Origin of the sequence: Pseudomonas chlororaphis subsp. chlororaphis (genome assembly GCF_003945765.1) — a bacterium.
Classification (GTDB): domain Bacteria; phylum Pseudomonadota; class Gammaproteobacteria; order Pseudomonadales; family Pseudomonadaceae; genus Aquipseudomonas; species Aquipseudomonas chlororaphis.
Window position 1 is genome coordinate 4,027,237 of the sequence record NZ_CP027712.1, and the last position, 26,454, is coordinate 4,053,690.

Below are 26,454 nucleotides of genomic sequence, written 5' to 3' on the forward strand. Positions count from 1 at the left end.
CACCGGCGGCGTGCACCCATTTATGCATCGAAGCGTCCGCAAGACCCGGCCGGCAACGCCCGGCGGTCAGCTCGAATGCTTCCAGCCACACAGGAAACCTGTCGCCATGACCGCTACTTCTCACGCCGAATCGCCCGAACCCCGACACACCTGGGGCGCCGTGCTGGCCATGGCCCTCGCCGCCTTTGCCCTGGTGGCCTCCGAGTTCATGCCGGTCAGCCTGCTGACCCCGATCGCGGCCGATCTGCAGGTCAGCGAGGGGCAAGCCGGCCAGGGTATTTCCGTCTCCGGGCTGTTTGCCCTGTTCACCAGCCTGGCGATCGCCTCGGTGGCGGCCCGGGTCGAGCGCAAGCGGCTGCTGCTGTCCCTGACCCTGCTGATGATCGTCTCCGGAACCGTGGTGGCGTTCGCCCCGGACTACTTGACCTTCATGGCCGGTCGTGCGCTGATCGGCGTGGCCATCGGCGGTTTCTGGTCGTTGTCGGCGGCCACAGCCATGCGCCTGGTACCCGAAGATCAGGTGCCGCGCGCCCTGGCCATCGTCAATGGCGGCAATGCCCTGGCGACCGTGATCGCGGCGCCCCTGGGCAGCTTCCTGGGTTCCCTGATCGGCTGGCGCGGGGCGTTCTTCTGCGTGGTGCCGGTGGCCGCCCTCGCCGCCGTCTGGCTGCTGGTCAGCCTGCCCTCCCTGAAAGCGCAGCCAGCCGCCGGCACCGGCAATGTCTTCAGCCTGATGAAAAGAACGCCGGTGGCCCTGGGCATGCTCGCGGTCAGCCTGTTTTTCATGGGCCAGTTCATGCTGTTCACCTACCTGCGGCCCTTCCTGGAGACGGTCACCCAGGTCAGTGTCACCACCCTGTCGCTGATGTTGCTGGTGATCGGCCTGGCCGGCCTGGCGGGCACCTTCCTGATCGAAACCTTCCTGAAAAGCGCCCTGTATCGCACGCTGATCATCATCCCGCTGATGATGGCGGCGATCGCCATGGCCCTGGTGGCGTTTGGCGCCTCGGTGTCGGTCACCACGGTCTTGCTGGGCCTCTGGGGCCTGGTGGCGACCGCCGCTCCGGTCGCCTGGTGGACCTGGCTGACCCGGGCGCTGCCGGACGATGCGGAAGCCGGCGGCGGACTGATGGTGGCGATCGTCCAGCTGGCGATTGCCGCGGGCGCCACGGTGGGCGGCCTGGCCTTCGACCTGAGCGGTTATCGGGCGACCTTCGAACTGAGCGCGGCACTGCTGGTGGTAGCCGCCGTGCTGGCGGTACTGGCCGCCCGCGCCGCCATGCGCAAGCCTTTCGTGGCAGCGAACGTGGCGGCGTGAGCGGTGATGGGCGTTAACCCAACCGACAGCACAGGGCCGGGTGTCAGCGCGCGCTGTCGATGATCTGGCCGCCGTCAGGCGTCAGGCTGTAGCCGGTGAGGTACTGCCCATCCTTGCTGGCGAGGAACAGCACCACCGGGGCGATGTCTTCCTCCGGCGAGCCATGGCGGGCCAGCGCGTTGCTCGGGGGCGGCCCATCGGCCGCGCCCCAGGTGTCCGCCACCGGCAGGACGTTGTTCACGGTGATCCCGTCCGCCCCCCACTCGCGCGCCGCCGAGCGGGTCAAGGCGCGCACCGCTTCCTTGGCCATGTTGTAGGGGCCGTAGCCGGCCATGCCGAGGACCCCGGCCAGCGAGGCAAAGTTGATCACCCTGCCCGCCCCGCTCGCCTTGAGGTAAGGATGGCAGGCTTGCATCGTCCGCAGATAGGCGATCGGCCCCATCTCGAAATTGCGCTGCAACTGCTCGACCGACAGTTCGAGGACCGACGACGAGACCGCCATGGGATCGAAAGCGTTGTTGACGAGGATGTCGATGCCGCCATAGGCCGCCACCACCTGCTCCACGGCAGCGTCGATCTGGGCGGGATCGGCGATATCGCAGGCCACGCCCAGCGCGGTGCCGCCCGCGGCCTGGATATCGGCGACCACGCGATCGATATGTTCGGCGGTGCGCGAAAGCACCGCCACCCTGGCGCCTTCTGCCGCGAACAGCTTCGCGGTGGCGCGGCCGATGCCACGGCTGGCGCCGGTGACGATGGCAATTTTTCCGTTGAGTCGAGCCATGTTGTTCTCCAATGGGTCAGAGAGTTGCCAGGTGTGCCGCCGGGAACTGGCCATAGGGCGATGGCAGTTCGCGAGCGGCGTTCTGCGTCAGGAAGGAAACGCCCAGCAGCACCAGGCACACCGCCGCCGGCAATGCGCCGCGAGGCTTGCGCACCCCCAGGTGCGCCACCGCCGACAGCAGCAGGTGATAAAGCATCCCGGCATACGCGAGGTCGCTCAGCGCCACGCTGAAGCGCGAGACAATGGCCAGCACCGCCAGCACCTTCACCACGATCAGGCCCGCCACCAGATAGGTGGGATAACCGAGGTCGACGAGGGTCTGGCGAACCCAGTCCCGCTTGACCACGTACAGCGTCGCGGAGGTCACATAGAGCACCGACAACAGCGTGGTGCTGAGCCAATATGAAGCGTGTTCGATCATGAGTTTTCTTCCTGGGTGAGGGTGGTTGCGTCGACGTGGGGCAAAGATGTCGCCTAACATGAAAAGCCACAAGTAGGATGAAAAAGTGATGGTTAGTATGGAAAAGCAGACTAATGACAACGCCGCAGTCAACATGCATGAGGAAATGCGCCGGGCATTCGCCCTGCTCTCAGGCAAGTGGAAGCTGGAAATCATGTGGTTGCTCAATCAGCGGATCTACCGCTTCGGCGAGTTGCGAAAAGCCATTAGCGGCATCACCCAGCACATGCTGACCGCGCAGCTTCGCGAGCTGGAAAGCGACGGCCTGGTGTCGCGCACGGTATTCGCCGAAGTGCCGCCACGGGTCGAATACGAGATCACCGCCAAGGCCCGTGCGCTGGGGCCGACGATGGAGGCGCTGGCCATCTGGTGGAGCGAATATGGCGACAGCGTGCCGGTAAAATCCAAGCCGCGCGGGCGCAAGGCCAAGAAGCTTTAAGCCGGGTCGACCGGGCCATGCCGCGCTGGCTGGAAGGTGATTTGGGGATGGGTGTACCGTTCGCCGGATCGAAGTACCCTGAGGAGCTGCTTAATATGCAAAAAGACATCTGTAAAAAATACGGACTACCCATACTTCCTCCAGACGAAATGGTCGCCATCGCGATTGCCACGCTGGGCAAGTCACCTATTTATGGCGCACGCATTTCGCTGCCGGAAGGGGGGAATGTCAGTTGGTTTATTCACTGCGGAGAACATTCGAGCGCTGATGATTTTTATCAAGCGGTTCACACTGAGCATCTCGGTGAAATGCTGCCACAGGTGCTGAATTACCTCTGTCTGCCCGCTGGCGCCAGGTTCATCATCGATAACCAAGGCTACGAAGATGTCTGGATGGAAGGCTGAAAAGCGTTTGCCCTCGATTCAGGCTGATTGACACAACAAGGACGTATGGAAAATGAAAGTAAAGGTATTGCTCATCGCTTCGCTAGGCGTTCTATCGCTCACTCAAACATCACTGTCCTTCGCGGATAACAATGGGAAAAACCTCTATTCGCAGCGATGTGCCGTGTGCCACGGAGCCGATATCAAAGGAACCGGACCACTGGCCAGTAAAAGCACCCCTCCAACACCTGACCTTACAACCCCCGTTTTCAAGAAACGGCTCAATGATTATCCGGGTGTTATCGTGTCATCGATAATACTTCGCCCAAATGGCGACCTGATTCCAAGAACCTTGCGAGAGAATGGCGTAAAGATACCACCGCACGCCTGGAGCATTAAGGACCTGCGGGATTTAAACCAATACATGAACAGTGTGATTTCAAAAAATCGATGATCCTCGGCCAGTCGCCCTCTCACGAGCACATCGCCAATGAACAATATTGATTTACCCTCCTACAAAACAGCAGGCTGAGTGGAACAATCATGGAGCAGTGCATGGACACTAAAGAAGCACCTGTTCTGATTCAAGTTTATGTAACGGATGATGACGGCCCGTTTTTTGAAGAGCTGCCTGCTCGCAAGATTGACCAGGATATTTACGAGTTGCTCTCCTCTCCTGGTATCGCGCTGAACCTGGCACGAGGAGATATTGTTTCAATCAAAGACAGAGAAGCACCTGCCGTCGTCCTGAAACGAGGTGGAAACTTCTGCATCCAGATCTATGCGGACGCTATTCCTCAAGAAGAAATAGCCTGGCTGGAAAACGCCGTGGCCTGCGAGCTGGGTGGAACCCTGGACGGTGTATTTGAGGGGAACCTGTCATTCGCGGTTCCGGCGCGCAATGGGCTGGAGAAGATCAACGACTTCTTTAACAAGTTCCGAGATAGAACAGGGATTCAGTGGTACTACTCCAACATCTATAAAAACCTGGATGATGACGAGGATGAAACACTTTTATATTGGTGGCTCGAAAGCTGATAGATACTGACGCCCGCGATCATTTCACCAGGCGTTTTTCCTTCGACGGCCGATAGCCGAAATACGAGCTGTAGCACTTGCTGAAATGGCTCGGCGAGACGAAGCCGCAGGCCACCAGCACCTCGACCTGGGACAGTTCGGTGTGCTGCAGCAATCGACGCGCTTCGGTGATGCGCAATTCCAGGTAGTAGCGCTGCGGGGTGGTGCCCAACTGCTCCTTGAACAAGCGCTCGATCTGCCGCCGGGAACGCCCGGCATACTCCGCCAGCTGGTCCATTTGCAGCGGTTCCTCGAGGTTGGCGTCCATCAGGTTGACCACCTCGCGCAAGGGCGCGCTCAACGACACATGCATCGTCGGCTTGATGCGCCGGTAGCGGGACTCCTCGAACGACAGGATGTCCTCGATGCCCTCGACCAGCGCCTTGCCGTGCAGCCCCTTGATCCACTCCAGGGCCATATGGAAGGCGCCGGCGGGACTGGACGCCGTGAGCCGGTCGCGGTCCACCACAAAGGCCTCGCTGGTGACATGGGTGACCTTGGAAATCTCCGCCAGCGCCGGACGATGCTCCGGGTGGATCGCACAGCGGTAGCCTTCGAGCAGCCCCGCGACGCCGAGGAACCAGGCCCCGTTCCACAACCCGGCCAAGGCGATGCCCTGCTCGGCGGCGGTTTTCAGCAGACTGCTCAACTGGGGATCGGCCTTGAGCTCCGTGCGATAGCCGCCGCAGATCACCAGCAGATCGAGGTCCTTGAGCGCCGCCGCGGTCAGGCGCGCATCGGGGCGGATCACCAGACCGAGGTCGCTGGTGACCTCGCCGTCCTGCAAGCCAAAAGTCGTTGAGGAGAACAAGGCGGGACGCAGCAGGTTGGCGGTGACGATGGTATCCAGGGCCTGGGTGAAGGCCGGCAACGAGAAGTGCTCGAGCAGCAGGAAGCCCGCCCGCGCATGCGCCGCGGGCGCCACCCGCGCCTCTTCCAGGTAACGCAGGTTCTTGCCCTTCATGCCGCCACTGAAATCCCGTCGTTCAACCGCCATACGCCCTCGCCTGTCTTACCCGACCCAATGCGGTTTCAGTGTAAATCACCGGAGAAACCCGGCACTGCCCACACCAAGAAACCTGCCCGGACGCCAGCGCCAACAACGCCGCCGTGGCCTGCCGTGTCAACCTCGCAGGCGTTACCGGGCGACGGGATTCTACTGCCCCGCAGGCCCACAGGGGCAGAAAATATCGTCCAGGGCGCGGCCTTAAAAAAACGGCCGCCAAGCCTCGAGTTTGAGCCTTGCGTGCCGGCTAAAAAGCAGCCGATCTGCCAGGCGCCCCGGCGCCGTTTTTTTTCGTTTCTGCGCCGCTTTTGCATTTCTGTGCGACAGATCCCACTTCGGGGGCTCCCGTACCCTTCCCTTGTGGTGTTAGGTTGGGAGGTCAGATATTTCCTAACAATCTGCAAGGAACGCCTCCCGCAATGGATTTCTCCCTCAAGCAACTGGCCGCGGCCACCCTGGTGCTGGCCAGCCTGTCAGCCTTCACCACCGCCGCCCACGCCAACATCACCCCACAGCAGAACGCGGCGATTCTCAAGCGCTTTGCCGATGCCTCGGTCACGGATTTCCGCCAGTTTCTCGGCACCTTGAGCAAAAATGAGGCGGCCAAGAGCGAGGTGATCAAAGAAGCCAACCTCGGCCCGGCCATCAATGCCTTCCTCGACAACAAGACGCTTTCCGCCGAGCAGCAGAACGAGATCCATCGCCTGCTGGGCCTCTATGCGCGGGTGAAGTACGGCAAGGCCGCCACCGAAACCCTGCGCGAACTGGTGGCGATCCCCACCGTGCGCGTCGATGGCGTGCCGCAGCACGAGAACCCTGAGTTCCTCAAGATCGCCGACAAGATCAAGGGCCTGGCCAAGGCCTTCGACCTGAACTTTCGCAACATCGATAACCGTGTCTACGAGATCTCCCTGGAAGGCAGCGGCAAAGAAGTGGTGGGCATCCACGCCCATGCCGACGTGGTGCCGGTGACGCCGGAGAACTGGGTGCTGCAGGACGGCACCAGGCTCGACCCGTTCAAGGTCACCCTGGTCGGCGACCGCATGTACGGCCGCGGCACCGAGGACGACAAGAACGGCATAGTCGTGGCCCTGTACGCCATGAAGATCATTAAGGAAGAGAAGCTGCCCCTGGCGCGCAACTTCAAGCTGCTGGTGGACACCACCGAGGAAACCAGCGGCGACGCGATTCCCTACTACTTCGAACGCAACCCGACGCCCAACTACAACCTGGCGCTGGACGGCGGCTACCCGGTGGTGATCGCCGAGAAAGGCTACGGCACCGTCATGGCCAGCTTCCCCCGGCGTGCCGCCGAGGGCAAAGGCGCAGAAATCGTCTCGATGACCGGCGGCCTGGCCACCAACCAGATCCCCGGCGCCTCGGTCGCCACCCTGGTGACCGACCAGCCCGCGGAACTCGCCGCCAGCCTGCAGAAGGCCGGCGCCGAATACGCCAAGGCCCACGGCGGCGACTTCAGCGTGGCCGCCAAGGTCGAAGGCAAGGACGTCAAGCTGACGGTCACCGGCGTGTCCGCCCACTCCTCCGAGCCCGAGTCCGGGGTCAACCCGGTGGCGCGCATGCTCGACTTCATCAACGGCCTCGACGGCAAGGTCGCGCTCAAGCACAACCCGATCACCGACGCGGCACGTTATGCCGCCGACAACTGGGGCCTGGACTACCTGGGCAACACGCTGGGAGTGGGTTTCGCCGATGACTTCATGGGCCCGCTGACCACCTCCCTGACCTATGTCGGCCAGGACGAAAAAGCCTTCAAGCTGGCGGTCAACCTGCGCGTGCCCAAGGGCAAGACCCCGGAGGTGTTGAAAAAGGAAATTGCCGACAAGCTGGCCGCCTGGAGCAAGCACAACCAGGTCGCGGTGAACTTCGACTATTCGATCGCCGAGCCGATGTACCGCAACCCCGAGGGTGAATGGGTCAAGGCACTGCTGGCGGTGGCCAGCGAAAACCTTGGCATGAAGCACGAGTTCGGCACCTCCGCCGGCGCCACCTCGGTGCATGAACTGCCCAACGGCGTGCAATTCGGCCTGGCCCGTCCCGAGGTCAAGTACACCGGCCACAACGACAACGAGTTCAAGACCGTCGAGCAGTTCCAGCTGGACCTGCAGATCGTCACCGAGATGTTCGGGCGCATCGGCCAGTTGCCGAAACTCTGAGTCGATGCGCTGCGGCAACGCGGCTGATAGGCACAAAAAAAGCCACTGATCGAGTGGCTTTTTTGTGCATCCCGGGGTGGGAGACGCGATCAGTTGTATTCCAGTACATAGGTCAGCGTTGCATCGGCTTTGCCGGCGACGATTTCTGCGCCTGTAGTGACGTAGCGTGCCTTGGCGGCAAAGCGGTATCTCTCGTTGCCAGGGCCGCTGGCTTGCCAATCCAGGGCCACCGCCTTGGCTTTGCTGAATGGCAGTGCCACGTTTTTGTCGCTGGACAGCGAGATGGCAACGCCTTTGGCGATGCCAGGCTGTCCGACACCGTTCAGATTCAGCACGCCATCCCGCACGGAGTTGCCCTCGAAATAAACCTTCACCGGTGGCTTGACCGTGGGATTGAGGCCTTCGCAAACGACATCCAGAGCGAAGGGCTGCTCCAGAACCGACCCGCGTTTCAGCTGCTCTATCGCGGGACGCCCCATATTGATTTCGGTACTGCTCTTGGGGGTATGGCAAGTGGTGAAGAAGGCATTATGTTCGAACTTGGTTTTAAGGCCCGTGCCTTCGATGGCATAAACCGCTCGCATCGGATTGGTATAGCTGGTGTCAATAAAAAAACTGGTCTTGTAGTTGAAGGAAGGCATATCTCCCTTTCCGACACCTATACCTGTACGCACAAAATCTATTCTCACTCTATCGAAAAAATAGAGGATGATCCCATCTCTTATTCCGGTATAGGCAAAAGGTGGATAACTGGGGGTGTACCAGCTAATGGAGGAAAGGTGCCCAATGCGAATGCCGACCCCAGGCACACCAGAGTCGTAAAGCCCTGGACTGCCTCTTGATACAAGGTTGGTAACCACTTCGGTCAATCCCCATTGAGACTTACTGCACCATGACCATCCTCCAGAACGGCGTCCGACCGTTACGTCGTAGGACGCCATTACCCCGCCCATGGGGGCGTACTTCAAGGTGGTAATGGTTGGAAGGCTGGCAATGATCGAAGGATTGTTCGGTGAGCCATACTCAGTCTTGTCGCAATAATCCGCTGCGTAGGCAGAAGTTCCCATGATGCCCCCCAGAACCAAAGCAAGCAGCCCCGCTTGTCGTAGCATTTTCAAAAATGTTTCCCCTCGATACGAGTTCAGAGTGGCGTTGCAGCTTCCCTTGGTGGAAATAAGCGTGAGGGCGGCAGTCTAGGCTCGACAATGGCGGGGTTGAATCAGAGGATTCTCATAATCGGTGCAGCACCCTGCTGCCTTGTTCGTCAGGAGAAGCCATTGAAATTAAAGTTCAGCCACGTGGATGTGCTCGTCAAAGACCTCGAGCAAGCGTGTGCGTATTACGCCCGGGTCTTCGGCGCAAGGATTTCCAGGACCCTGGATTGGCAGCGCGACGGCCTGCATGTGCGTTATGCGATCGTCAGGTTTGGCACGGAACGGCTGATGCTGGTGCAACCCTTTGCCGGAAATCTCAAGGCGCTGATGGATAGCAACGGCGAAGGCACGATCTACCGTCACTGCTATAGCACTCCGGACATCGAGGCCGCCTACGACGAGTTGCTGGCCGCAGGGGTCCAGCCGGAAGACGAGAACGGCACCCCCCTGTCGCGCGACAACCTCCAGTCCCCCAGCGGCACACGCATCCTCTGGCTACCGAAACGCTTCGGGCATTTCTCCATCGAGCTGCTTGAAGAGGCGGAGCTGGAGGCCTTCATCGAGGAAGCATTCGCCGAGGACAGGTAAGGCGCCAGCGCTTTCGCGTTTCTCCTGCCGCATAGGCTGAAACTCCCAGGCCGTCTGGGAGTATCGGCCAATGCGCAACCTCCTGCGCATCCCCATAGTTGTGACATCTGCCAGCAGAGGGGCCCAGGTGCGGCCCCAACGACTGGAACTGCCTAGGAGCCTGTCATGACCACACCCCAATCCCCCACGAACGACCTGACCGCCGATACCTCTTCCGATCTGTACCCCGTCTTCCCCAGCAACGACACACTGACCATCCCCGCCCTGGCGGATGGCGCTCCGCTCGTGGTAGCGACCGGAACCAACGTTGCGCTGGATGAAACCAGCGGGTTGCAGAACGCCACGGCCACGCCAGACCCAACGGGGGACGCCGACGACAATGACATCCTGCTGGCCGCCCTGCCCTCGGCCTTCGCCACCCGGCTGACCGCCCTTGGCGCGGGTACCGCGACGGACGCCGCCCTGAGTGGCTACACCGGTGCCCTGGGCGACACCGGAAGCAATGCCTTCACCCTCAACCTGGCGCCCGGCGCGATCAATGTCGATATCAGCTTCACCGACAGCTTTGGCGCGGCGCTCAATGGCCTGGACAGCGGGCTGGATACCCTCGATGGCATCGACATCCTTCTGTATACCGATACCGACAACAACATCCTGCTGGGCCGGGCCGGAGGCCCTGACGGGGCGATCGTATTCGCCGCCTATATCGAGGAAACCGGCTCGCCGCTGTCGGGCGGCAAGATCTGGACCGTGGAATACCAACCGCTCAAGCACACAGACGCCAACAACCCGGACGATGCCCTCAATCTGCTGGACAAGGTGTTTATCGGCGCCAGCCAGGACCTGACGTTCAACCTGGCCAATGCGCCTTCCGGGCAGAACCTGTTCCTGATGTTCACCAAGGCCAGCCCGACGGTGGTCGACGACGGCGGCGTATTGCGGATCAGCGACCCGACGATCATCGCCACCGGCAAGGACCCCGCCGACCAGTCATCGGGCGTCAACATCAGCACCGGCGACACCATCAACACCAGCCAGGCCGGTGGCCCGACCACCTTCGGCACCAATAGCCAGATGATCACGGAACAGGAAGGCATTCGTTTTACCTTCGTCACCGGCGCCCGGCAGGACATGACCATTCCCAACCTGGATCAGAACGAAGCCGATCTCGAAGCCAACATCGACTTCACCGCAATGTTTAATGCCAAGGCGGCCAATTTCGATATCGTGCAGCTGCAAAGCGGCAAGAGTGCGGTGGTCAAGATCAGTGCCTTCAACACCGCGGTTGAAAGTGGTGCGAGTTTCGTCAATGGCTATGCGAACGATACGTTGGTGGCCATTACCAATGTTCGCGTGATCAACATCGCCACGGGACAAGTGATCGAAAACTCGGACGGCTCGGTGAATGACACGAGCATCCTCATCAGCTTCGATGGCGGCGTGGCCACCATCACCGGCGTCAAGGCCGGCTACCAGATCGAATACACCACGGCCGCGGACCACAACCGCGTACTGATCGAGAACGGCGCGGCGCTTGACGCCAAGGGCAATACCCACGCCGACTTCGATATCGGTGGCTTCACCCTGCGCCAGGCCTCCACCACGACCGCCGAAATCGGCTCGCAGATGATCTTCGAGGACGATGGACCGACCCTGGCCTTCGGCAACCTGATCGGCACCGGTACCCAACTGCCGCAACAAGGCTACTGGAACATGGCGGCCGGCGCCGACGGGCTGGATGCCAACGGCCTGGACATCTCGCTGGTGAACGACCAGTTCACCCTGGTCCGGCCGGACAACACCACCACCATCGGCACCGGTACGCTGGTCGAGCAGTCGCCTTCGCCGGATGGCAATGGCGCCTACCAGTTCGCCGGCACCCTGACCGGTGACTTCGACAACAACGCGGCAACCGCCGATACCACTGTCCATTACACCCTGAGCGCCTACGCCAACGGCACCTATGCCCTGGACCTGGAGGAAGGCTTCCGTTCGACCATCGTCCTCAGCAGTGCCGACGGCTCGCTGGCTGCCGGCGGTCCGGACCCGGTGCGCACGCTGATGATAGGCAGCGAGGATGTAGTGTTCTTCGCCGCCAATCCACTGGCACCGCAGACCGGCGATAACAGCATCCTGACCGGTATCGGGCTCGGCGCGCCCGACCCTACCGAAGCGCAGTTGCAGACCAACCCCCTGCCGTCGTTCATCGGCTCGGCGGCCATGAACGTCAGCACTTCGGGCATCGGCATCGCCAACAACAACCTGGAGGGCAACACCACCGCCGGCATCAATGCCGGCGACGAGAGTTTCGTGGTCAACCCCGAGACCTTGTTGACCAGCATGAAGATCTTTATCGACAATTCGGTGCAGGGCTACAACCCGGCCACCGAAGAGCTGTACTACACGATCTACTACGACAACGGCACGACCTCGGGCGCGCCCATCAAGGTGCAGGCCGCCGACCTGCACGCAGAGGCGGGTGGCCAGAAATCCTTCACCGTCCAGTGGGACGGCAGCCATCTGATCGATGCCGTCCAGCTGACGATGGGACTGGGCACGGTCAAGATCCCGGTGATCCAGTTCATCAAGGAGACCCAGAGCCTGGCCAACGATATCCAGCTGTCGTTCAACGCCACGACGACGGACAAGGATGGGGATACCGCAACCAGCGCGTTCGACGCCAACCTGTTCGCCAACGACCCGAGCGACCAGGCCTTCGATTTCAGGCTGGTGGGCACCGCCGGTGAACGGGATGCCTTCAACATCGATCTGTCGGTGGTCGAGAACCAGTATCAGGTCACAGGCTTCGATGCGGGCGCAGGCCAGCGCGATGCGGTGGTGCTCATTGGTGACGCGGGCGCCACTGTGCAGTCGATCGACAATGCCAGCAACGACAGCATCGTGACGATTGCCGAGACCGGCGGACAACTGACGACCATCACCCTGCTCGGGGTCGACCTGCTCAATACCGACATTGTGATGGCCAGCGTCTGAAACCTGGCGCATCAAACCCGTGCGAGGGTGGCCTGGAAACCACCCTCGCTTTTTTTGCCGCGCCGAACGCTCAAGCGGCACAAGGTTTGAAGAGCTCGTCATGGACCGGCACCTTCGCCTCCCCCCGTTTCCCTCCCAGATAGGCTGAAACTCCCAGGCCGCCTGGGAGTATCGGCCAATGCGCAACTTCCTGTGCATCCCCATAGTTGTGACATCTGCCAGCAGAGGGCCCGGGTGCGGCCCCAACGACTGGAACTGCCTAGGAGAATGTCATGACCACCCTGCAAGAAAACCTATCCCTCACGAGCGACCCGCTCGTGGTAGCGACCGGAACCAACGTTGCGCTGGATGAAACCAGCGGGTTGCAGAACGCCACGGCCACGCCAGACCCAACGGGGGACGCCGACGACAATGACATCCTGCTGGCCGCCCTGCCCTCGGCCTTCGCCACCCGGCTGACCGCCCTTGGCGCGGGTACCGCGACGGACGCCGCCCTGAGTGGCTACACCGGTGCCCTGGGCGACACCGGAAGCAATGCCTTCACCCTCAACCTGGCGCCCGGCGCGATCAATGTCGATATCAGCTTCACCGACAGCTTTGGCGCGGCGCTCAATGGCCTGGACAGCGGGCTGGATACCCTCGATGGCATCGACATCCTTCTGTATACCGATACCGACAACAACATCCTGCTGGGCCGGGCCGGAGGCCCTGACGGGGCGATCGTGTTCGCCGCCTATATCGAGGAAACCGGGTCGCCGCTGTCGGGCGGCAAGATCTGGACCGTGGAATACCAACCGCTCAAGCATCCAGACGGCAGTAACCCGGACGATGCCCTCAACCTGCTGAATAAAGTATTCATCGGCGCCAGCCAGGACCTGACGTTCAGCCTGGCCAATGCCCCCTCCGGGCAGAACCTGTTCCTGATGTTCACCAAGGCCAACCCGACGGTGGTCGACGATGGCGGTGTATTGCGGATCAGCGACCCGACGATCATCGCCACCGGCAAGGACCCCGCCGACCAGTCGACGGGGGTCAACATCAATACCGGTGACACCATCAACACCAGCCAGGCCGGTGGTCCGACCACCTTCGGCACCAACAACCAGATGATCGTGGAACAGGAAGGCATCCGCTTTACCTTCGTCACCGGCGCCCGGCAGGACGTGACCGTTCCCAACCTGGACCAGAACGAAGCGGACGTAGAAGCCAATATCGACTACACCGCGGTGTTTAATGCGACGACGGCCAGTTTCGATGTGGTGCAGTTGCAAAGCGGCAAGAGTGCGGTGGTGAAGATCAGTGCCTTCAGCACTGCGGTTGAAACCGGAGCGGACTTCGTCAACGGCTATGCGAACGATACATCGGTGGCCATTACCAATGTTCGCGTGATCAACATCGCCACGGGACAAGTGATCGAAAACTCGGACGGCTCGGTGAATGACACGAGCATCCTCATCAGCTTCGATGGCGGCGTGGCCACCATCACCGGCGTCAAGGCCGGCTACCAGATCGAATACACCACCAGCGCGGACCACAACCGCGTACTGGTCGAGAACGGCGCCGCCCTGGACGCCAAGGGCAATGACCACGCCGACTTCGACATCGGTGCCTTCACCCTGCGCCAAGCCACCACCGCGACCGCCGAAATCGGCTCGAAGATGATCTTCGAGGACGATGGACCGGCAGCGGCCGGAACCGCTGAGGCCGGCACCGTCGACGAAGACGGCCTGGCCAATGGCATCGCCGGCGGCGTCGGCGACGTACCTGGCGAATCCACCAATGCCAACGGCAGCGTGACGGGCATCTTCCAGTCCGGCGTCGATGTGCCGCTGAGCTATGCCTTGTCCACCGACACCAGCGGCCTGCCGGCGCTGACTTCCGGTGGCGTGGCGCTGGTGTACAGCGTGGTCGGCGACACCCTGACCGCCAAGGCGGGCGCCGTCGATGTGTTCACCTTCAGCCTCAGCGCGGCGGGTGCCTACAGCTTCACCCTGCTGCAACCGCTGGATCATCCAGCCGGCAACGATGAGAACGACATCACGATCAATCTGGGTAGCCTGCTGCAGGCCACCGACAAGGACGGCGACACGGTAACGGCCGCCGCCGAGAAGCTGGTGATCACCGTCGATGACGACACCCCAACCGCTGCCGGAACCGCCGAGGCTGGAACCGTCGATGAGGACGGCCTGGCCAATGGTATTGCCGGTGGTGTCGGTGACGTGGCGGGTGAATCCACCACCGCCAGCGGCAACGTGACCGGGATCTTCCAGTCCGGGGCCGACGTACCGCTGAGCTATGCCCTGTCGAGCGATACCAGCGGCCTGCCGGCGCTGAGCTCCGGCGGGGTGGCGCTGGTGTACAGCGTGGTCGGCGACACCCTGACCGCCAAGGCGGGCGCCGTCGATGTGTTCACCTTCAACCTCAGCGCCGCGGGTGCCTACAGCTTTACCTTGCTGCAACCGCTGGATCATCCAGCGGGCAACGACGAGAACGACATCACGATCAACCTCGGCACCTTGCTGCAAGCCACGGACAAGGACGGCGACACGGTAACGGCCGCCGCCGAGAAACTGGTGATCACCGTCGATGACGATACGCCCACCGCCACCGGGACCGCCGAGGCCGGAACCGTCGATGAAGACGGCCTGGCCAATGGTATTGCCGGTGGTGTCGGTGATGTGCCTGGCGAGATCACCACCGCCAGCGGCAGCGTGACGGGGATCTTCCAGCCCGGTGCCGATGGACTGCTGAATTACTCCTTGTCGAGTGACACCAGCGGCCTGCCGGCCCTCAGTTCGGGCGGGGTGGCGCTGGTCTATAGCGTCGCCGGCGATACCCTGACCGCCAAGGCCGGCGCCGTCGATGTGTTCACCTTCAGCCTCAGCGCGGCGGGTGCCTATAGCTTCACCCTCCTGCAACCGCTGGATCATCCGGCCGGCAATGATGAAAACGACATCACCCTCAACCTCGGCACGCTGTTGCAAGCCACGGATAAAGATGGCGACACAGTGACCGCCGCGCCCGAGAAACTGGTGATTACCGTCGATGACGACACGCCCACCGCCAATGGCACCGCCGAGGCCGGCACCGTCGATGAGGACGGCCTGGCCAATGGCATCGCCGGAGGTGTCGGGGATGTGGCGGGCGAAGCGACGACAGCCAACGGCAGCGTCACGGGCATCTTCCAGTCCGGGGCCGACGTACCGCTGACTTACGCCCTGTCGAGTGACACCAGCGGCCTGCCGGCCTTGAGTTCGGGCGGTGTGGCGCTGACCTACAGCGTTGCCGGCGATACCCTCACCGCCAAGGCCGGCGCGGTCAATGTGTTCACCTTCAGCCTCAATGCCGCGGGGGCCTATGCCTTCACCCTGCTGCAGCCCCTGGATCACGCGGCCGGCAACGACGAGAACGACATCACCATTAATCTGGGTAGCTTGCTGCAAGCCACCGACAAGGACGGCGACACGGTGACCGCCGCGGCCGACAAACTGGTGATCACCGTCGATGACGACACCCCGACCCTGGCCTTCGGCAACCTGATCGGCACCGGTACCCAGCTGGCGCAACAAGGCTATTGGAACATGGGGTCTGGCGCCGACGGGCTGGATGCCAACGGCCTGGACATCTCGCTGGTGAACGACCAGTTCACCCTGGTCCGGCCGGATAACACCACCACCACCGGCACCGGTACGCTGGTCGAGCAGTCGCCTTCGCCGGATGGTAATGGTGCCTACCAGTTCGCCGGCACCCTGACCGGTGACTTCGACAACAATGCGGCGACCGCCGATACCACCATCCACTACACTCTGAGCGCCTATGCCAACGGCACCTATGCCCTGGACCTGGAAGAAGGCTTCCGCTCGACCGTGGTCCTCAGCAGTGCCGATGGCTCGCTGGATGCCGGTGGCCCGGACCCTGTGCGCACCCTGACGATAGGGACCGAAGAGGTGGTGTTCTTCGGCGCGAATCCGCTGGCGCCGCAGACCGGCGATAACAGCATCCTCACCGGTATCGGGCTCGGAGCGCCCGACCCTACCGAAGCGCAGTTGCAGACCAACCCCCTGCCGTCGTTCATCGGCTCGGCGGCCATGAACGTCAGCACCTCGGGTATCGGCATCGCCAACAACAACCTGGAGGGCAACAACACGGCGGGCATCAATGCCGGTGACGAGAGTTTCGTGGTCAACCCCGAGACGCTGCTGACGGCCATGAAGGTCTATATCGACAACTCGGTGCAGGGCTACAACCCGGCCACCGAAGAGCTGTACTACACGATCTACTACGACAACGGCACGACCTCGGGCGCGCCCATCAAGGTGCAGGCCGCCGACCTGCAGGCGGAAGCCGGAGGCCAGACCTCCTTCACCGTAGAGTGGGACGGCACCCACCTGATCGATGCGGTCCAGCTCACCATGGGCAAGGGCACGATCAAGGTGCCGACCATCGAGTTCATTCACGAGGTCCAGAGCCTGGCCAGCGATATCCAGCTGGCGTTCAACGCGACGGTGACGGACAAGGATGGCGACACGGCGACCAGCGCGTTCGACGCCAACCTGTTCGCCAACGATACGACCGACGCGCTCTTCGACTTCAGGTTGGTGGGCACCACGGGTGAGCGGGACGCCTTCAACATCGACCTGTCGGCCGCCGAGAACCAGTACCAGGTCACAGGCTTCGATGCGGGCGCCGGCCAGCGCGATGCGCTGGTGCTCATTGGTGACGCGGGGGCCGTTGTGCAGTCGGTCGACAATGCTGGCGCCGACAGCATCGTGACGGTGGCCGAAACGGGCGGACAGATCACCACCATTACCCTGGTCGGGGTCGATCTGCTCAATACCGACATTGTGATGGGCAGCGTCTGAAACCTCGCGCAGGCGAATGAAAGCGAGGGTGGCCTGGAAACCACCCTCGCTTTTTTTGCGCGCCCATATGAGAACCGCGGCGAGCGCTCGAGCAGCCCGTCGAGCCGCTCGACGACGGCCTGTGGCCGCTATCGCGGGCTACCCCTGAAGCCCCCTCAAGGTCCTGTTTACGAGCACTGCTGCGCCTTATCCCGCGTCCCTTCCTGAATAGGCTGAAACTCCCATCCTGCCTGGGAGTATCGGCCAATGCGCAACCTGCGTGGCATCCCCATAGTGGTTGCATCTGCCAACAGAGGGCCCAGCTGCGGCCTCAACGACTGGTATTGCACAGGAGAACGTCATGATCACTTCTAAAACAACCACATCTCCCACGAACGACCTGACCGCTGACACCAGTACCACTCTCTACCCCGTCTTCCCCAGTGACGACACGCTGACCCTCAGCACCGCCCAGGCGAACGGCACTGCGCCCGTGGTGCTCGGTGCGAGAGTGACCCTGGACGAAACCACCGAATTGCAGAATGCCACCACCACGCCGAGCCCGGCAGGAGACGCTGACGACAATGACATCCTGTTGTCCGCCCTGCCCTCGACCTTCGCCACCCGCCTGACCGCCCTTGGCGCCGGAACCGCCATGGACGCCGCCTTGAGTGGCTATACCGGTGCCGTGGGCGACACCGGCAGCAATGCCTTCACCCTCAACCTGACGCCCGGTACCAACGTCCTCGATATCAAGTTCACCGACAGCCTGGGCGCGGCGCTCAACGGCCTGGACAGCGGGCTGGATACCCTCGATGGCACCAGCATCCTGCTGTATACCGACACCAACAACAACATCCTGCTGGGCCGGGCCGGAGGCCCTGACGGCGCGATCGTGTTCGCCGCCTATATCGAGGAAACCGGATCGCCGGTCAGCGGCGGCAAGATCTGGACCGTGGAATACCAACCGCTCAAGCACCCGGACGCGAGTAACCCGGACGATGCCCTCAGCCTGCTGGACAAGGTGTTCGTCAGCACCCTCAAGGACGGATTCGACCTGACCAACGCACCCTCCGGGCAGAACCTGTTCCTGATGTTCACGGGGTCGAACCCAACGGTGGTCGACGACGGCGGTGTGTTGCGGGTCAGCGATCCGACAATCATCGCCACCGGTAAAGACCCTGCGGACCAGTCGTCGGGCGCCAACATCAACACCGGTGACACCGTCAATACCAGCCAGGGTGGTGGCCCGACCACCCTCGGTACCAACAACCAGATGATCGTGGAACAGGAAGGCATCCGCCTGACCTTCGTCACCGGCGCCCGGCTGGATGTGACTGTTCCCAACCTGAGCCAGAACGAAGCCGACGTCGAAGCCAACATCGACTACACCGCGATGTTTAATGCAACGACGGCCAGTTTCGATGTCGTGCAACTGCAAGGCGGCAAGACCGCGATGGTCAAGATCAGTGCCTACAGCACTGCGGTTGAAACCGGCGTGAACTTCGTCAACGGCTATGCGGACGATACGTCGGTGGCCATCACCAATGTGCGCATCTTCGATAAAAGCACCGGGCTGGTGATCGAGAACTCCGACGGCTCGGTGAACGATCCGAACATTGCCATCAGCTTTACCGGCGGCGTGGCCACCATCACCGGCGTCAAGGCCGGCTACCAGATCGAATACACCACCAGCGCGGATCACAACCGCGTGCTGATCGAGAACGGGGCGGCCGTCAACGCCAGGGGCGATAACCACGCCGACTTCGATATCGGTGGTTTCTCGCTGCGCCACCCCTCCACGATCACCACCGAAATCGGCTCGCAGATGATCTTCGAGGACGATGGACCGGCAGCGGCCGGCACCGCGGCGGCCGGCACCGTCGATGAGGACGGCCTGGCCAATGGCATCCCCGGCGGTGTCGGCGACGTGCCTGGCGAGGTCACCAGCGTCAGCGGCAGCGTGACTGCCATCTTCCAGTCCGGCGTCGATGTGCCGCTGACTTACTCCTTGTCGAGTGATACCAGCGGCCTGCCGGCCCTGACTTCCGGCGGAGTGGCCCTGGTGTACAGCGTGGTGGGCGACACCCTGACCGCCAAGGCGGGCACCGTCGATGTGTTCACCTTCAGCCTCAGCGCCGCCGGTGCCTATAGCTTTACCCTGCTGCAACCGCTGGATCACCCAGCGGGTGACGACGAAAACGACATCACCCTCAACCTCGGTACCTTGCTGAAGGCCACCGACAAGGATGGCGATTCGGTGACGGCTGCGGCCGAGAAACTGGTGATCACCGTCGATGACGATACGCCCACCGCGACCGGCGTCGCCGCGGCCGGCACCGTCGACGAGGATGGCCTGGCCAATGGCATCCCCGGCGGTGTCGGCGATGTGCCTGGCGAGGTCACCACGGCCAGTGGCAACGTCACGGGCATCTTCCAGTCCGGGGCCGACGTACCGCTGACTTACGCCCTCTCGAGCGACACCAGCGGCCTGCCAGCCCTGACCTCCGGTGGAGTGGCGCTGGTGTATAGCGTGGTCGGCGACACCCTCACCGCCAAGGCCGGCGCAACCGATGTATTCACCTTCAGCCTCAATGCTGCAGGTGACTACAGCTTTACCCTGCTGCAACCGCTGGACCATCCAGCCGGTAACGATGAAAACGACATCACCCTCAACCTGGGCGCAATGCTGCAAGCCACCGACAAGGATGGCGATACGGTAACGGCCGCGGCCGAGAAACTGGTGATCACCGTCGATGACGACACCCCAACCGCCGCCGGAACCGCCGAGGCTGGAACCGTCGATGAGGACGGCCTGGCCAATGGTATTGCCGGTGGTGTGGGTGACGTGGCGGGCGAAGCAACGACGGCCAGCGGCAACGTGACGGGCATCTTCCAGTCCGGGGCCGATGTGCCGCTGAGCTATGCCCTGTCGAGCGATACCAGCGGCCTGCCAGCCCTGACATCCGGCGGAGTGGCCCTGGTGTACAGCGTCGCCGGTGACACCCTGACGGCCAAGGCCGGCGCGGTCGATGTATTCACCTTCAGCCTCAGCGCGGCGGGCGCCTACAGCTTTACCCTGCTGCAGCCGCTGGATCACCCGGCGGGCGACGATGAAAACGACATCACCCTCAACCTGGGCGCGATGTTGCAAGCCACCGACAAGGATGGCGACACGGTAACCGCCGCGGCCGACAAACTGGTGATCACCGTCGATGACGACACCCCCACCGCAAATGGCACCGCTGGAGCCGGCACCGTCGATGAAGATGGCCTGGCCAACGGTATTGCCGGTGGTGTGGACGACGTACCTGGCGAAGCGACAACGGCCAGCGGCAGCGTCACGGCGATCTTCCAGTCTGGAGCCGATGTACCGCTGACTTACTCCCTGTCGAGTGATACCAGCGGTCTGCCAGCCTTGAGTTCAGGTGGAGTGGTGCTGGTCTACAGCGTCGCCGGCGATACCCTGACCGCCAAGGCTGGCGCAACCGATGTATTCACCTTCAGCCTCAGCGCCGCCGGTGACTACAGCTTCAGCCTGCTCCAGCCGCTGGATCATCCAGCCGGCAACGATGAAAACGACATCACCCTTAACCTGGGTGCAATGCTGCAAGCCACGGACAAGGACGGCGATACGGTAACGGCTGCCGCCGAAAAACTGGTGATTACCGTCGATGACGACACCCCAACCGCCACCGGAACCGCCGAGGCCGGAACCGTCGATGAAGACGGCCTGGCCAATGGCATCGCCGGTGGTGTCGGCGATGTGCCTGGCGAAGCCAGCACGGCCAGCGGCAATGTGACTGCCATCTTCCAGTCCGGTGCCGACGTGCCGCTGACTTACTCCCTGTCGAGCGATACCAGTGGCCTGCCAGCCCTGACGTCCGGCGGAGTGGCACTGGTGTACAGCGTCGCCGGTGACACCCTCACCGCCAATGCAGGCGTGGGTGGGGCCGAGGTATTCACCTTCAGCTTCAGTGCTGCAGGTGCCTACAGCTTTACCCTGTTGCAGCCGCTGGATCACCCAGCGGGCAATGATGAAAACGATATCACCCTCAACCTGGGAACCCTGTTGCAAGCGACCGACAAGGACGGCGATACGGTAACGGCTGCCGCCGAGAAACTGGTGATCACCATCGATGACGACACACCAACGGCGAATGGCACCGCTGCGGCCGGCACTGTCGATGAAGACGGCCTGGCCAATGGCATCGCTGGTGGCGTCGGCGACGTGGCTGGCGAGGCCACCAATGCCAGCGGCAATGTGACGGGCATCTTCCAGTCCGGTGCCGACGTGCCGCTGACTTACTCCCTGTCGAGCGATACCAGCGGTCTGCCAGCCCTGACCTCCGGCGGAGTGGCGCTGGTGTACAGCGTCGCGGGCGACACCCTGACCGCCAATGCGGGCGTGGGTGGGGCCGAGGTATTCACCTTCAGCCTCAGTGCAGCGGGCGCCTACAGCTTCACCCTGCTGCAGCCACTGGACCACCCAGCGGGCAACGATGAAAACGACATCACCCTCAACCTGGGCACCTTGCTGCAAGCCACCGACAAGGACGGCGACACGGTGACGGCTGCCGCCGAGAAACTGGTGATCACTGTCGATGACGACACGCCAACCGCCACCGGCACCGCCGAAGCGGGCACTGTCGATGAGGACGGCCTGGCCAACGGCATCGCCGGTGGCGTCGGCGACGTGGCGGGCGAAGCCACCAATGCCAGCGGCAATGTGACGGGCATCTTCCAGTCCGGTGCCGACGTGCCGCTGACTTACTCCCTGTCGAGCGATACCAGCGGTCTGCCAGCCCTGACCTCCGGCGGAGTGGCGCTGGTGTACAGCGTCGCGGGCGATACCCTGACCGCGAATGCGGGCGTGGGTGGGGCCGAGGTATTCACCTTCAGCCTCAGTGCCGCAGGCGCCTATAGCTTTACCCTGCTGCAACCGCTGGATCATCCAGCGGGCAACGATGAAAACGATATCAGTCTCAACCTGGGCACCTTGCTGCAAGCCACCGACAAGGATGGCGACACGGTGACGGCTGCCGCCGAGAAACTGGTGATTACCGTCGATGACGACACCCCAACCGTAAGCGGAACCGCCGAGGCTGGAACCGTCGACGAGGATGGCCTGGCCAATGGTATTGCCGGTGGTGTGGGCGACGTGCCTGGCGAAGCCACGACGGCCAGCGGCAACGTCACGGGAATCTTCCAGTCGGGTGCCGACGTACCGCTGACTTATGCCTTGTCGAGCGATACCAGCGGTCTGCCAGCCCTGAGTTCAGGTGGAGTGGCATTGGTCTATAGCGTCGCTGGCGACACCCTGACGGCCAAGGCGGGCGCAACCGATGTATTCACCTTCAGCCTCAGTGCCGCCGGTGACTACAGCTTTACCCTGCTGCAACCGCTGGATCATCCAGCCGGCAACGATGAAAACGACATCACTCTCAACCTCGGCACCCTGCTACAAGCCACGGACAAGGACGGCGACACCGTGACGGCTGCGGCCGAGAAACTGGCGATCACCGTCGATGACGACACACCTACAGCCGCCGGAACCGCGGAGGCCGGCACTGTCGACGAAGACGGCCTGGCCAATGGTATTGCCGGCGGTGTCGGTGACGTGGCCGGTGAGGCCACCGTGGCCAATGGCAGCGTCAGCGGTATCTTCCAGTCCGGCGCCGATGTGCCGCTGACTTACTCCCTGTCGAGCGACACCAGCGGCTTGCCAGCGCTGAGCTCGGGCGGCGTGGCGCTGGTCTACAGCGTTGCCGGCGATACCCTGACCGCCAAGGCTGGCGCAACCGATGTATTCACCTTCAGCCTCAGTGCCGCCGGTGACTACAGCTTTACCCTGCTGCAGCCCCTGGACCATCCAGCCGGCAACGATGAAAACGACATCACGATCAACCTGGGCGCAATGCTCCAGGCCACGGACAAGGATGGCGACATCGTGACGGCCACCGCCGACAAGCTGGTAATTACCGTCGATGACGACACGCCAACCGCAAGCGGAACTGCCGCGGCCGGCACCGTCGACGAAGACGGCCTGGCCAATGGCATCGCCGGTGGTGTGGGCGACGTGGCTGGTGAAGCCACCAATGCCAGCGGCAGCGTGACGGGTATCTTCCAGTCCGGGGCCGACGTGCCATTGAGCTATGCCCTGTCGAGCGATACCAGTGGCCTGCCGGCCCTGAGTTCGGGTGGAGTGGCACTGGTGTACAGCGTGGTGGGCGATACCCTGACAGCCAAGGCTGGCGCGGTCGATGTGTTCACCTTCAGCCTCAGTGCTGCAGGTGACTACAGCTTCACCCTGCTGCAGCCTCTGGATCATCCAGCCGGCAACGATGAAAACGACATCACCCTTAACCTGGGAACCCTGCTGCAAGCCACGGACAAGGATGGCGACACGGTGACGGCCGCGGCCGAAAAACTGGTGATCACCGTCGATGACGACACGCCAACGGCGAATGGCACCGCCGCGGCCGGCACTGTCGACGAGGACGGCCTGGCCAACGGCATTGCCGGTGGGGTCGGTGACGTGCCTGGCGAAGCCACCACGACCAGCGGCAGCGTCAGCGGTATCTTCCAGTCGGGTGCCGACGTACCGCTGACTTATGCCTTGTCGAGCGATACCAGCGGTCTGCCAGCCCTGACGTCTGGCGGAGTGGCACTGGTCTACAGCGTTGCCGGTGACACCCTGACCGCCAAGGCCGGCGCAGTCGATGTGTTCACCTTCAGCCTCAGCGCCGCGGGTGCCTACAGCTTCACCCTGCTGCAACCGCTGGATCATCCAGCGGGCAATGACGAAAACGACATCACCCTCAACCTGGGCACCTTGCTGCAAGCCACCGACAAGGACGGCGACACGGTAACGGCCGCCGCCGAGAAACTGGTGATCACCGTCGATGACGATACGCCAACCGCAAGCGGAACCGCCGAGGCTGGAACCGTCGATGAGGACGGCCTGGCCAATGGTATTGCCGGTGGCGTCGGCGACGTAGCGGGCGAAGCCACCACGGCCAGCGGCAGCATCAGCGGTATCTTCCAGTCGGGTGCCGACGTACCGCTGACTTACGCCTTGTCGAGCGATACCAGCGGTCTGCCAGCTCTGAGTTCAGGTGGAGTGGCGCTGGTCTACAGCGTCGCCGGCGATACCCTGACCGCCAAGGCTGGCGCAACCGATGTATTCACCTTCAGCCTCAGCGCCGCCGGTGACTACAGCTTCACCCTGCTGCAGCCGCTGGATCACCCAGCCGGCAACGATGAAAACGACATCACCCTCAACCTGGGCACCTTGCTGCAAGCCACCGACAAGGACGGCGACACGGTAACGGCCGCCGCCGAGAAACTGGTGATTACCGTCGATGACGACACGCCAACGGCGAATGGCAGCGCCGAGGCCGGCACCGTCGACGAGGACGGCCTGGCCAACGGCATCGCCGGGGGTATCGGCGACGTACCGGGCGAGGTCACCACGGTCAGCGGCAACGTCAGCGGCATCTTCCAGTCCGGGGCCGACGTACCGCTGAGCTACTCCTTGTCGAGCAACACCAGCGGCTTGCCAGCCCTGAGCTCCGGCGGAGTGGCACTGACCTACAGCGTCCTGGGCAGCACCCTGACCGCCAAGGCCGGCGCGACTGACGTGTTCACCCTCAGCCTGACGATAGCGGGTGCCTACACCTTCAGCCTGCTCCAGCCCCTGGATCACGCGGCCGGCAACGACGAGAACGACCTGACGATCAACCTGGGCAGCCTGCTGCAAGCCACCGACAAGGACGGCGACACGGTGACCGCCGCGGCCGACAAACTGGTGATCACCGTCGATGACGACACCCCGACCCTGGCGTTCGGCAACCTGATCGGCACGGGGACCGACCAGGCGCAACAAGGCTATTGGGACATGGCCGCCGGCGCCGACGGACTGGGTGCGGCCGGGCTGGACATCTCGCTGGTGAACGGCCAGTTCACCCTGGTCCGGCCGGACGATACGACCACCACCGGCACCGGTACGCTGGTCGAGCAGTCGCCGTCACCGGACGCCAATGGCGCGTATCAGTTCGCGGGCACCTTGACCGGTGACTTCGACAACAACGCGGCAACGGCGGACACCACCGTCCACTACACCCTGAGCGCCTACGCCAACGGCACTTATGCGCTGGATCTGGAGGAAGGCTTCCGCTCGACCATCGTCCTCAGCAGTGCCGACGGCTCGCTGGATGCCGGTGGCCCGGACCCGGTGCGCACGCTGACCATCGGTAGCGAGGACATCGTGTTCTTCGGTGCCAACCCGCTGGCTCCGGCAAGCGGCGCGAACAGCATTCAGACCGGCATCGGGCTTGGAGCGTCCGACCCTACCGAAGCGCAGTTGCAGACCAACCCGCTGCCGTCCTACATCGGCTCGGCGGCCTTGAACGTCAGCACGGCTGGCATCGGCGTTGCCAACAACCTGCTCCAGGGAGACAACCAGGCGGCGATCGGCGCGGCCGATGAAAGCTTCGTGGTCAACCCGGAAAGCCTGCTGACGAGCATGAAGGTGTTTATCGACAACTCCGTGGGCGGTTACAACACGGCCACCGAGGACCTGTACTACAGGGTCTTCTATGAAGATGGCACCTTCTCCAACCTGATCGAGGTCAACACCCTGACGCCAGAGGCCGGTGGACAGGTGTCCTTCACCGTCGAGCAATCGGCCACATCGTTGATCGATGCGGTCCAGCTGACGATGGCCCGGGGCGAGATCAAGATCCCGACGATCGAGTTCACCCACGAGACCGAGAGCCTGGCCAGCGACGTCAAGCTGGCGTTCAACGCGACGGTGACGGACAAGGATGGCGATACGGCCACCAGCGCGTTCGACGCCAACCTGTTCGCCAACGACACGACCGACGTGCTCTTCGACTTCAGGCTGGTGGGCACCACGGGTGAGCGGGATGCCTTCAACATCGACCTGTCGGTCGCCGAGAACCAGTACCAGGTCACAGGCTTCGATGCCGGAGCCGGCCAGCGCGATGCGGTGGTGCTCATTGGTGACGCGGGGGCCGTTGTGCAGTCGATCAACAATGCCGGCGCCGACAGCATCGTGACGGTGGCCGAGACGGGCGGACAGATAACGACCATTACCCTGGTCGGAGTCGATCTGCTCAATACCGATATCGTAATGGGCAGCGTCTGAAACCTCGCACATGCGAATGAAAGCGAGGGTGGCCTGGAAACCACCCTCGCTTTTTTTGCCCCTA

14 protein-coding genes are annotated in these 26,454 nt (G+C 62.7%); 10 read left to right on the top strand and 4 right to left on the bottom strand.

Going from position 1 to position 26,454, the window contains the following annotated elements; translation table 11 throughout:
• The first annotated feature begins 106 nt into the window (after window positions 1-106).
• A complete protein-coding gene (locus C4K27_RS18305; protein ID WP_053261621.1) occupies window positions 107-1,318 on the top strand; it encodes an MFS transporter in 1,212 nt (403 codons plus the stop codon).
• A 43-nt stretch (window positions 1,319-1,361) separates the two neighbouring features.
• Here C4K27_RS18305 and C4K27_RS18310 read toward each other — a convergent pair whose 3' ends face one another.
• Both C4K27_RS18310 and C4K27_RS18315 read right to left on the bottom strand, forming a co-directional pair.
• Window positions 1,362-2,102, bottom strand: a complete 741-nt coding sequence (locus tag C4K27_RS18310; RefSeq protein ID WP_053261622.1) for an SDR family NAD(P)-dependent oxidoreductase — start codon at window positions 2,100-2,102, stop codon at window positions 1,362-1,364.
• Window positions 2,103-2,118: 16 nt separating this feature from the next.
• A complete protein-coding gene (locus C4K27_RS18315; protein ID WP_053261623.1) occupies window positions 2,119-2,523 on the bottom strand; it encodes a DoxX family protein in 405 nt (134 codons plus the stop codon).
• Window positions 2,524-2,611: 88 nt separating this feature from the next.
• Between C4K27_RS18315 and C4K27_RS18320 the strand changes: the two genes are divergently transcribed.
• The 4 genes from C4K27_RS18320 to C4K27_RS18335 all read left to right on the top strand — a co-directional run bounded on the left by C4K27_RS18320 (window position 2,612) and on the right by C4K27_RS18335 (window position 4,422).
• A complete protein-coding gene (locus tag C4K27_RS18320; RefSeq protein WP_203031577.1) occupies window positions 2,612-3,001 on the top strand; it encodes a winged helix-turn-helix transcriptional regulator in 390 nt (129 codons plus the stop codon).
• 17 nt (window positions 3,002-3,018) lie between these two features.
• Complete coding sequence (locus tag C4K27_RS18325; protein ID WP_307671998.1) at window positions 3,019-3,405, top strand: immunity protein Imm33 domain-containing protein; 387 nt, start codon at window positions 3,019-3,021, stop codon at window positions 3,403-3,405.
• A gap of 52 nt (window positions 3,406-3,457) precedes the next feature.
• Window positions 3,458-3,838 (top strand): c-type cytochrome, encoded by a 381-nt coding sequence (locus C4K27_RS18330; RefSeq protein WP_081002303.1) that lies wholly within the window; start codon window positions 3,458-3,460, stop codon window positions 3,836-3,838.
• A 101-nt stretch (window positions 3,839-3,939) separates the two neighbouring features.
• Window positions 3,940-4,422, top strand: a complete 483-nt coding sequence (locus C4K27_RS18335) for a DUF4265 domain-containing protein (RefSeq protein WP_053261625.1) — start codon at window positions 3,940-3,942, stop codon at window positions 4,420-4,422.
• 19 nt (window positions 4,423-4,441) lie between these two features.
• On the opposite strand, the gene C4K27_RS18340 is transcribed toward C4K27_RS18335, so the two are convergent.
• Window positions 4,442-5,458, bottom strand: coding sequence for a GlxA family transcriptional regulator (locus tag C4K27_RS18340; protein ID WP_053261626.1), 1,017 nt, complete (start codon window positions 5,456-5,458; stop codon window positions 4,442-4,444).
• A 428-nt stretch (window positions 5,459-5,886) separates the two neighbouring features.
• Here C4K27_RS18340 and C4K27_RS18345 point away from each other — a divergent pair, with 428 nt between their 5' ends.
• Window positions 5,887-7,641 (top strand): dipeptidase, encoded by a 1,755-nt coding sequence (locus C4K27_RS18345; RefSeq protein ID WP_053261627.1) that lies wholly within the window; start codon window positions 5,887-5,889, stop codon window positions 7,639-7,641.
• Window positions 7,642-7,730: 89 nt separating this feature from the next.
• Here the strand turns inward: C4K27_RS18345 and C4K27_RS18350 are convergent, their stop codons facing one another.
• Window positions 7,731-8,753 carry a fimbrial protein gene (locus C4K27_RS18350; RefSeq protein ID WP_081002304.1) on the bottom strand — a complete coding sequence of 341 codons (1,023 nt, stop codon included), beginning with the start codon at window positions 8,751-8,753 and terminating at the stop codon, window positions 7,731-7,733.
• A 165-nt stretch (window positions 8,754-8,918) separates the two neighbouring features.
• Between C4K27_RS18350 and C4K27_RS18355 the strand changes: the two genes are divergently transcribed.
• From C4K27_RS18355 to C4K27_RS18370, 4 genes are all read left to right on the top strand, one after another.
• On the top strand, window positions 8,919-9,383 hold the full coding sequence (locus C4K27_RS18355; protein WP_053261628.1) for a VOC family protein: 465 nt from the start codon (window positions 8,919-8,921) through the stop codon (window positions 9,381-9,383).
• Window positions 9,384-9,548: 165 nt separating this feature from the next.
• A complete protein-coding gene (locus C4K27_RS18360; RefSeq protein WP_084332406.1) occupies window positions 9,549-12,377 on the top strand; it encodes a hypothetical protein in 2,829 nt (942 codons plus the stop codon).
• A 272-nt stretch (window positions 12,378-12,649) separates the two neighbouring features.
• Window positions 12,650-17,239: a T1SS-143 repeat domain-containing protein gene (locus C4K27_RS18365; protein WP_053261634.1), complete on the top strand. Its 4,590-nt coding sequence runs from the start codon at window positions 12,650-12,652 to the stop codon at window positions 17,237-17,239.
• Window positions 17,240-17,579: 340 nt separating this feature from the next.
• Window positions 17,580-26,390, top strand: a complete 8,811-nt coding sequence (locus C4K27_RS18370) for a T1SS-143 repeat domain-containing protein (RefSeq protein WP_053261635.1) — start codon at window positions 17,580-17,582, stop codon at window positions 26,388-26,390.
• Window positions 26,391-26,454: the final 64 nt, after the last annotated feature.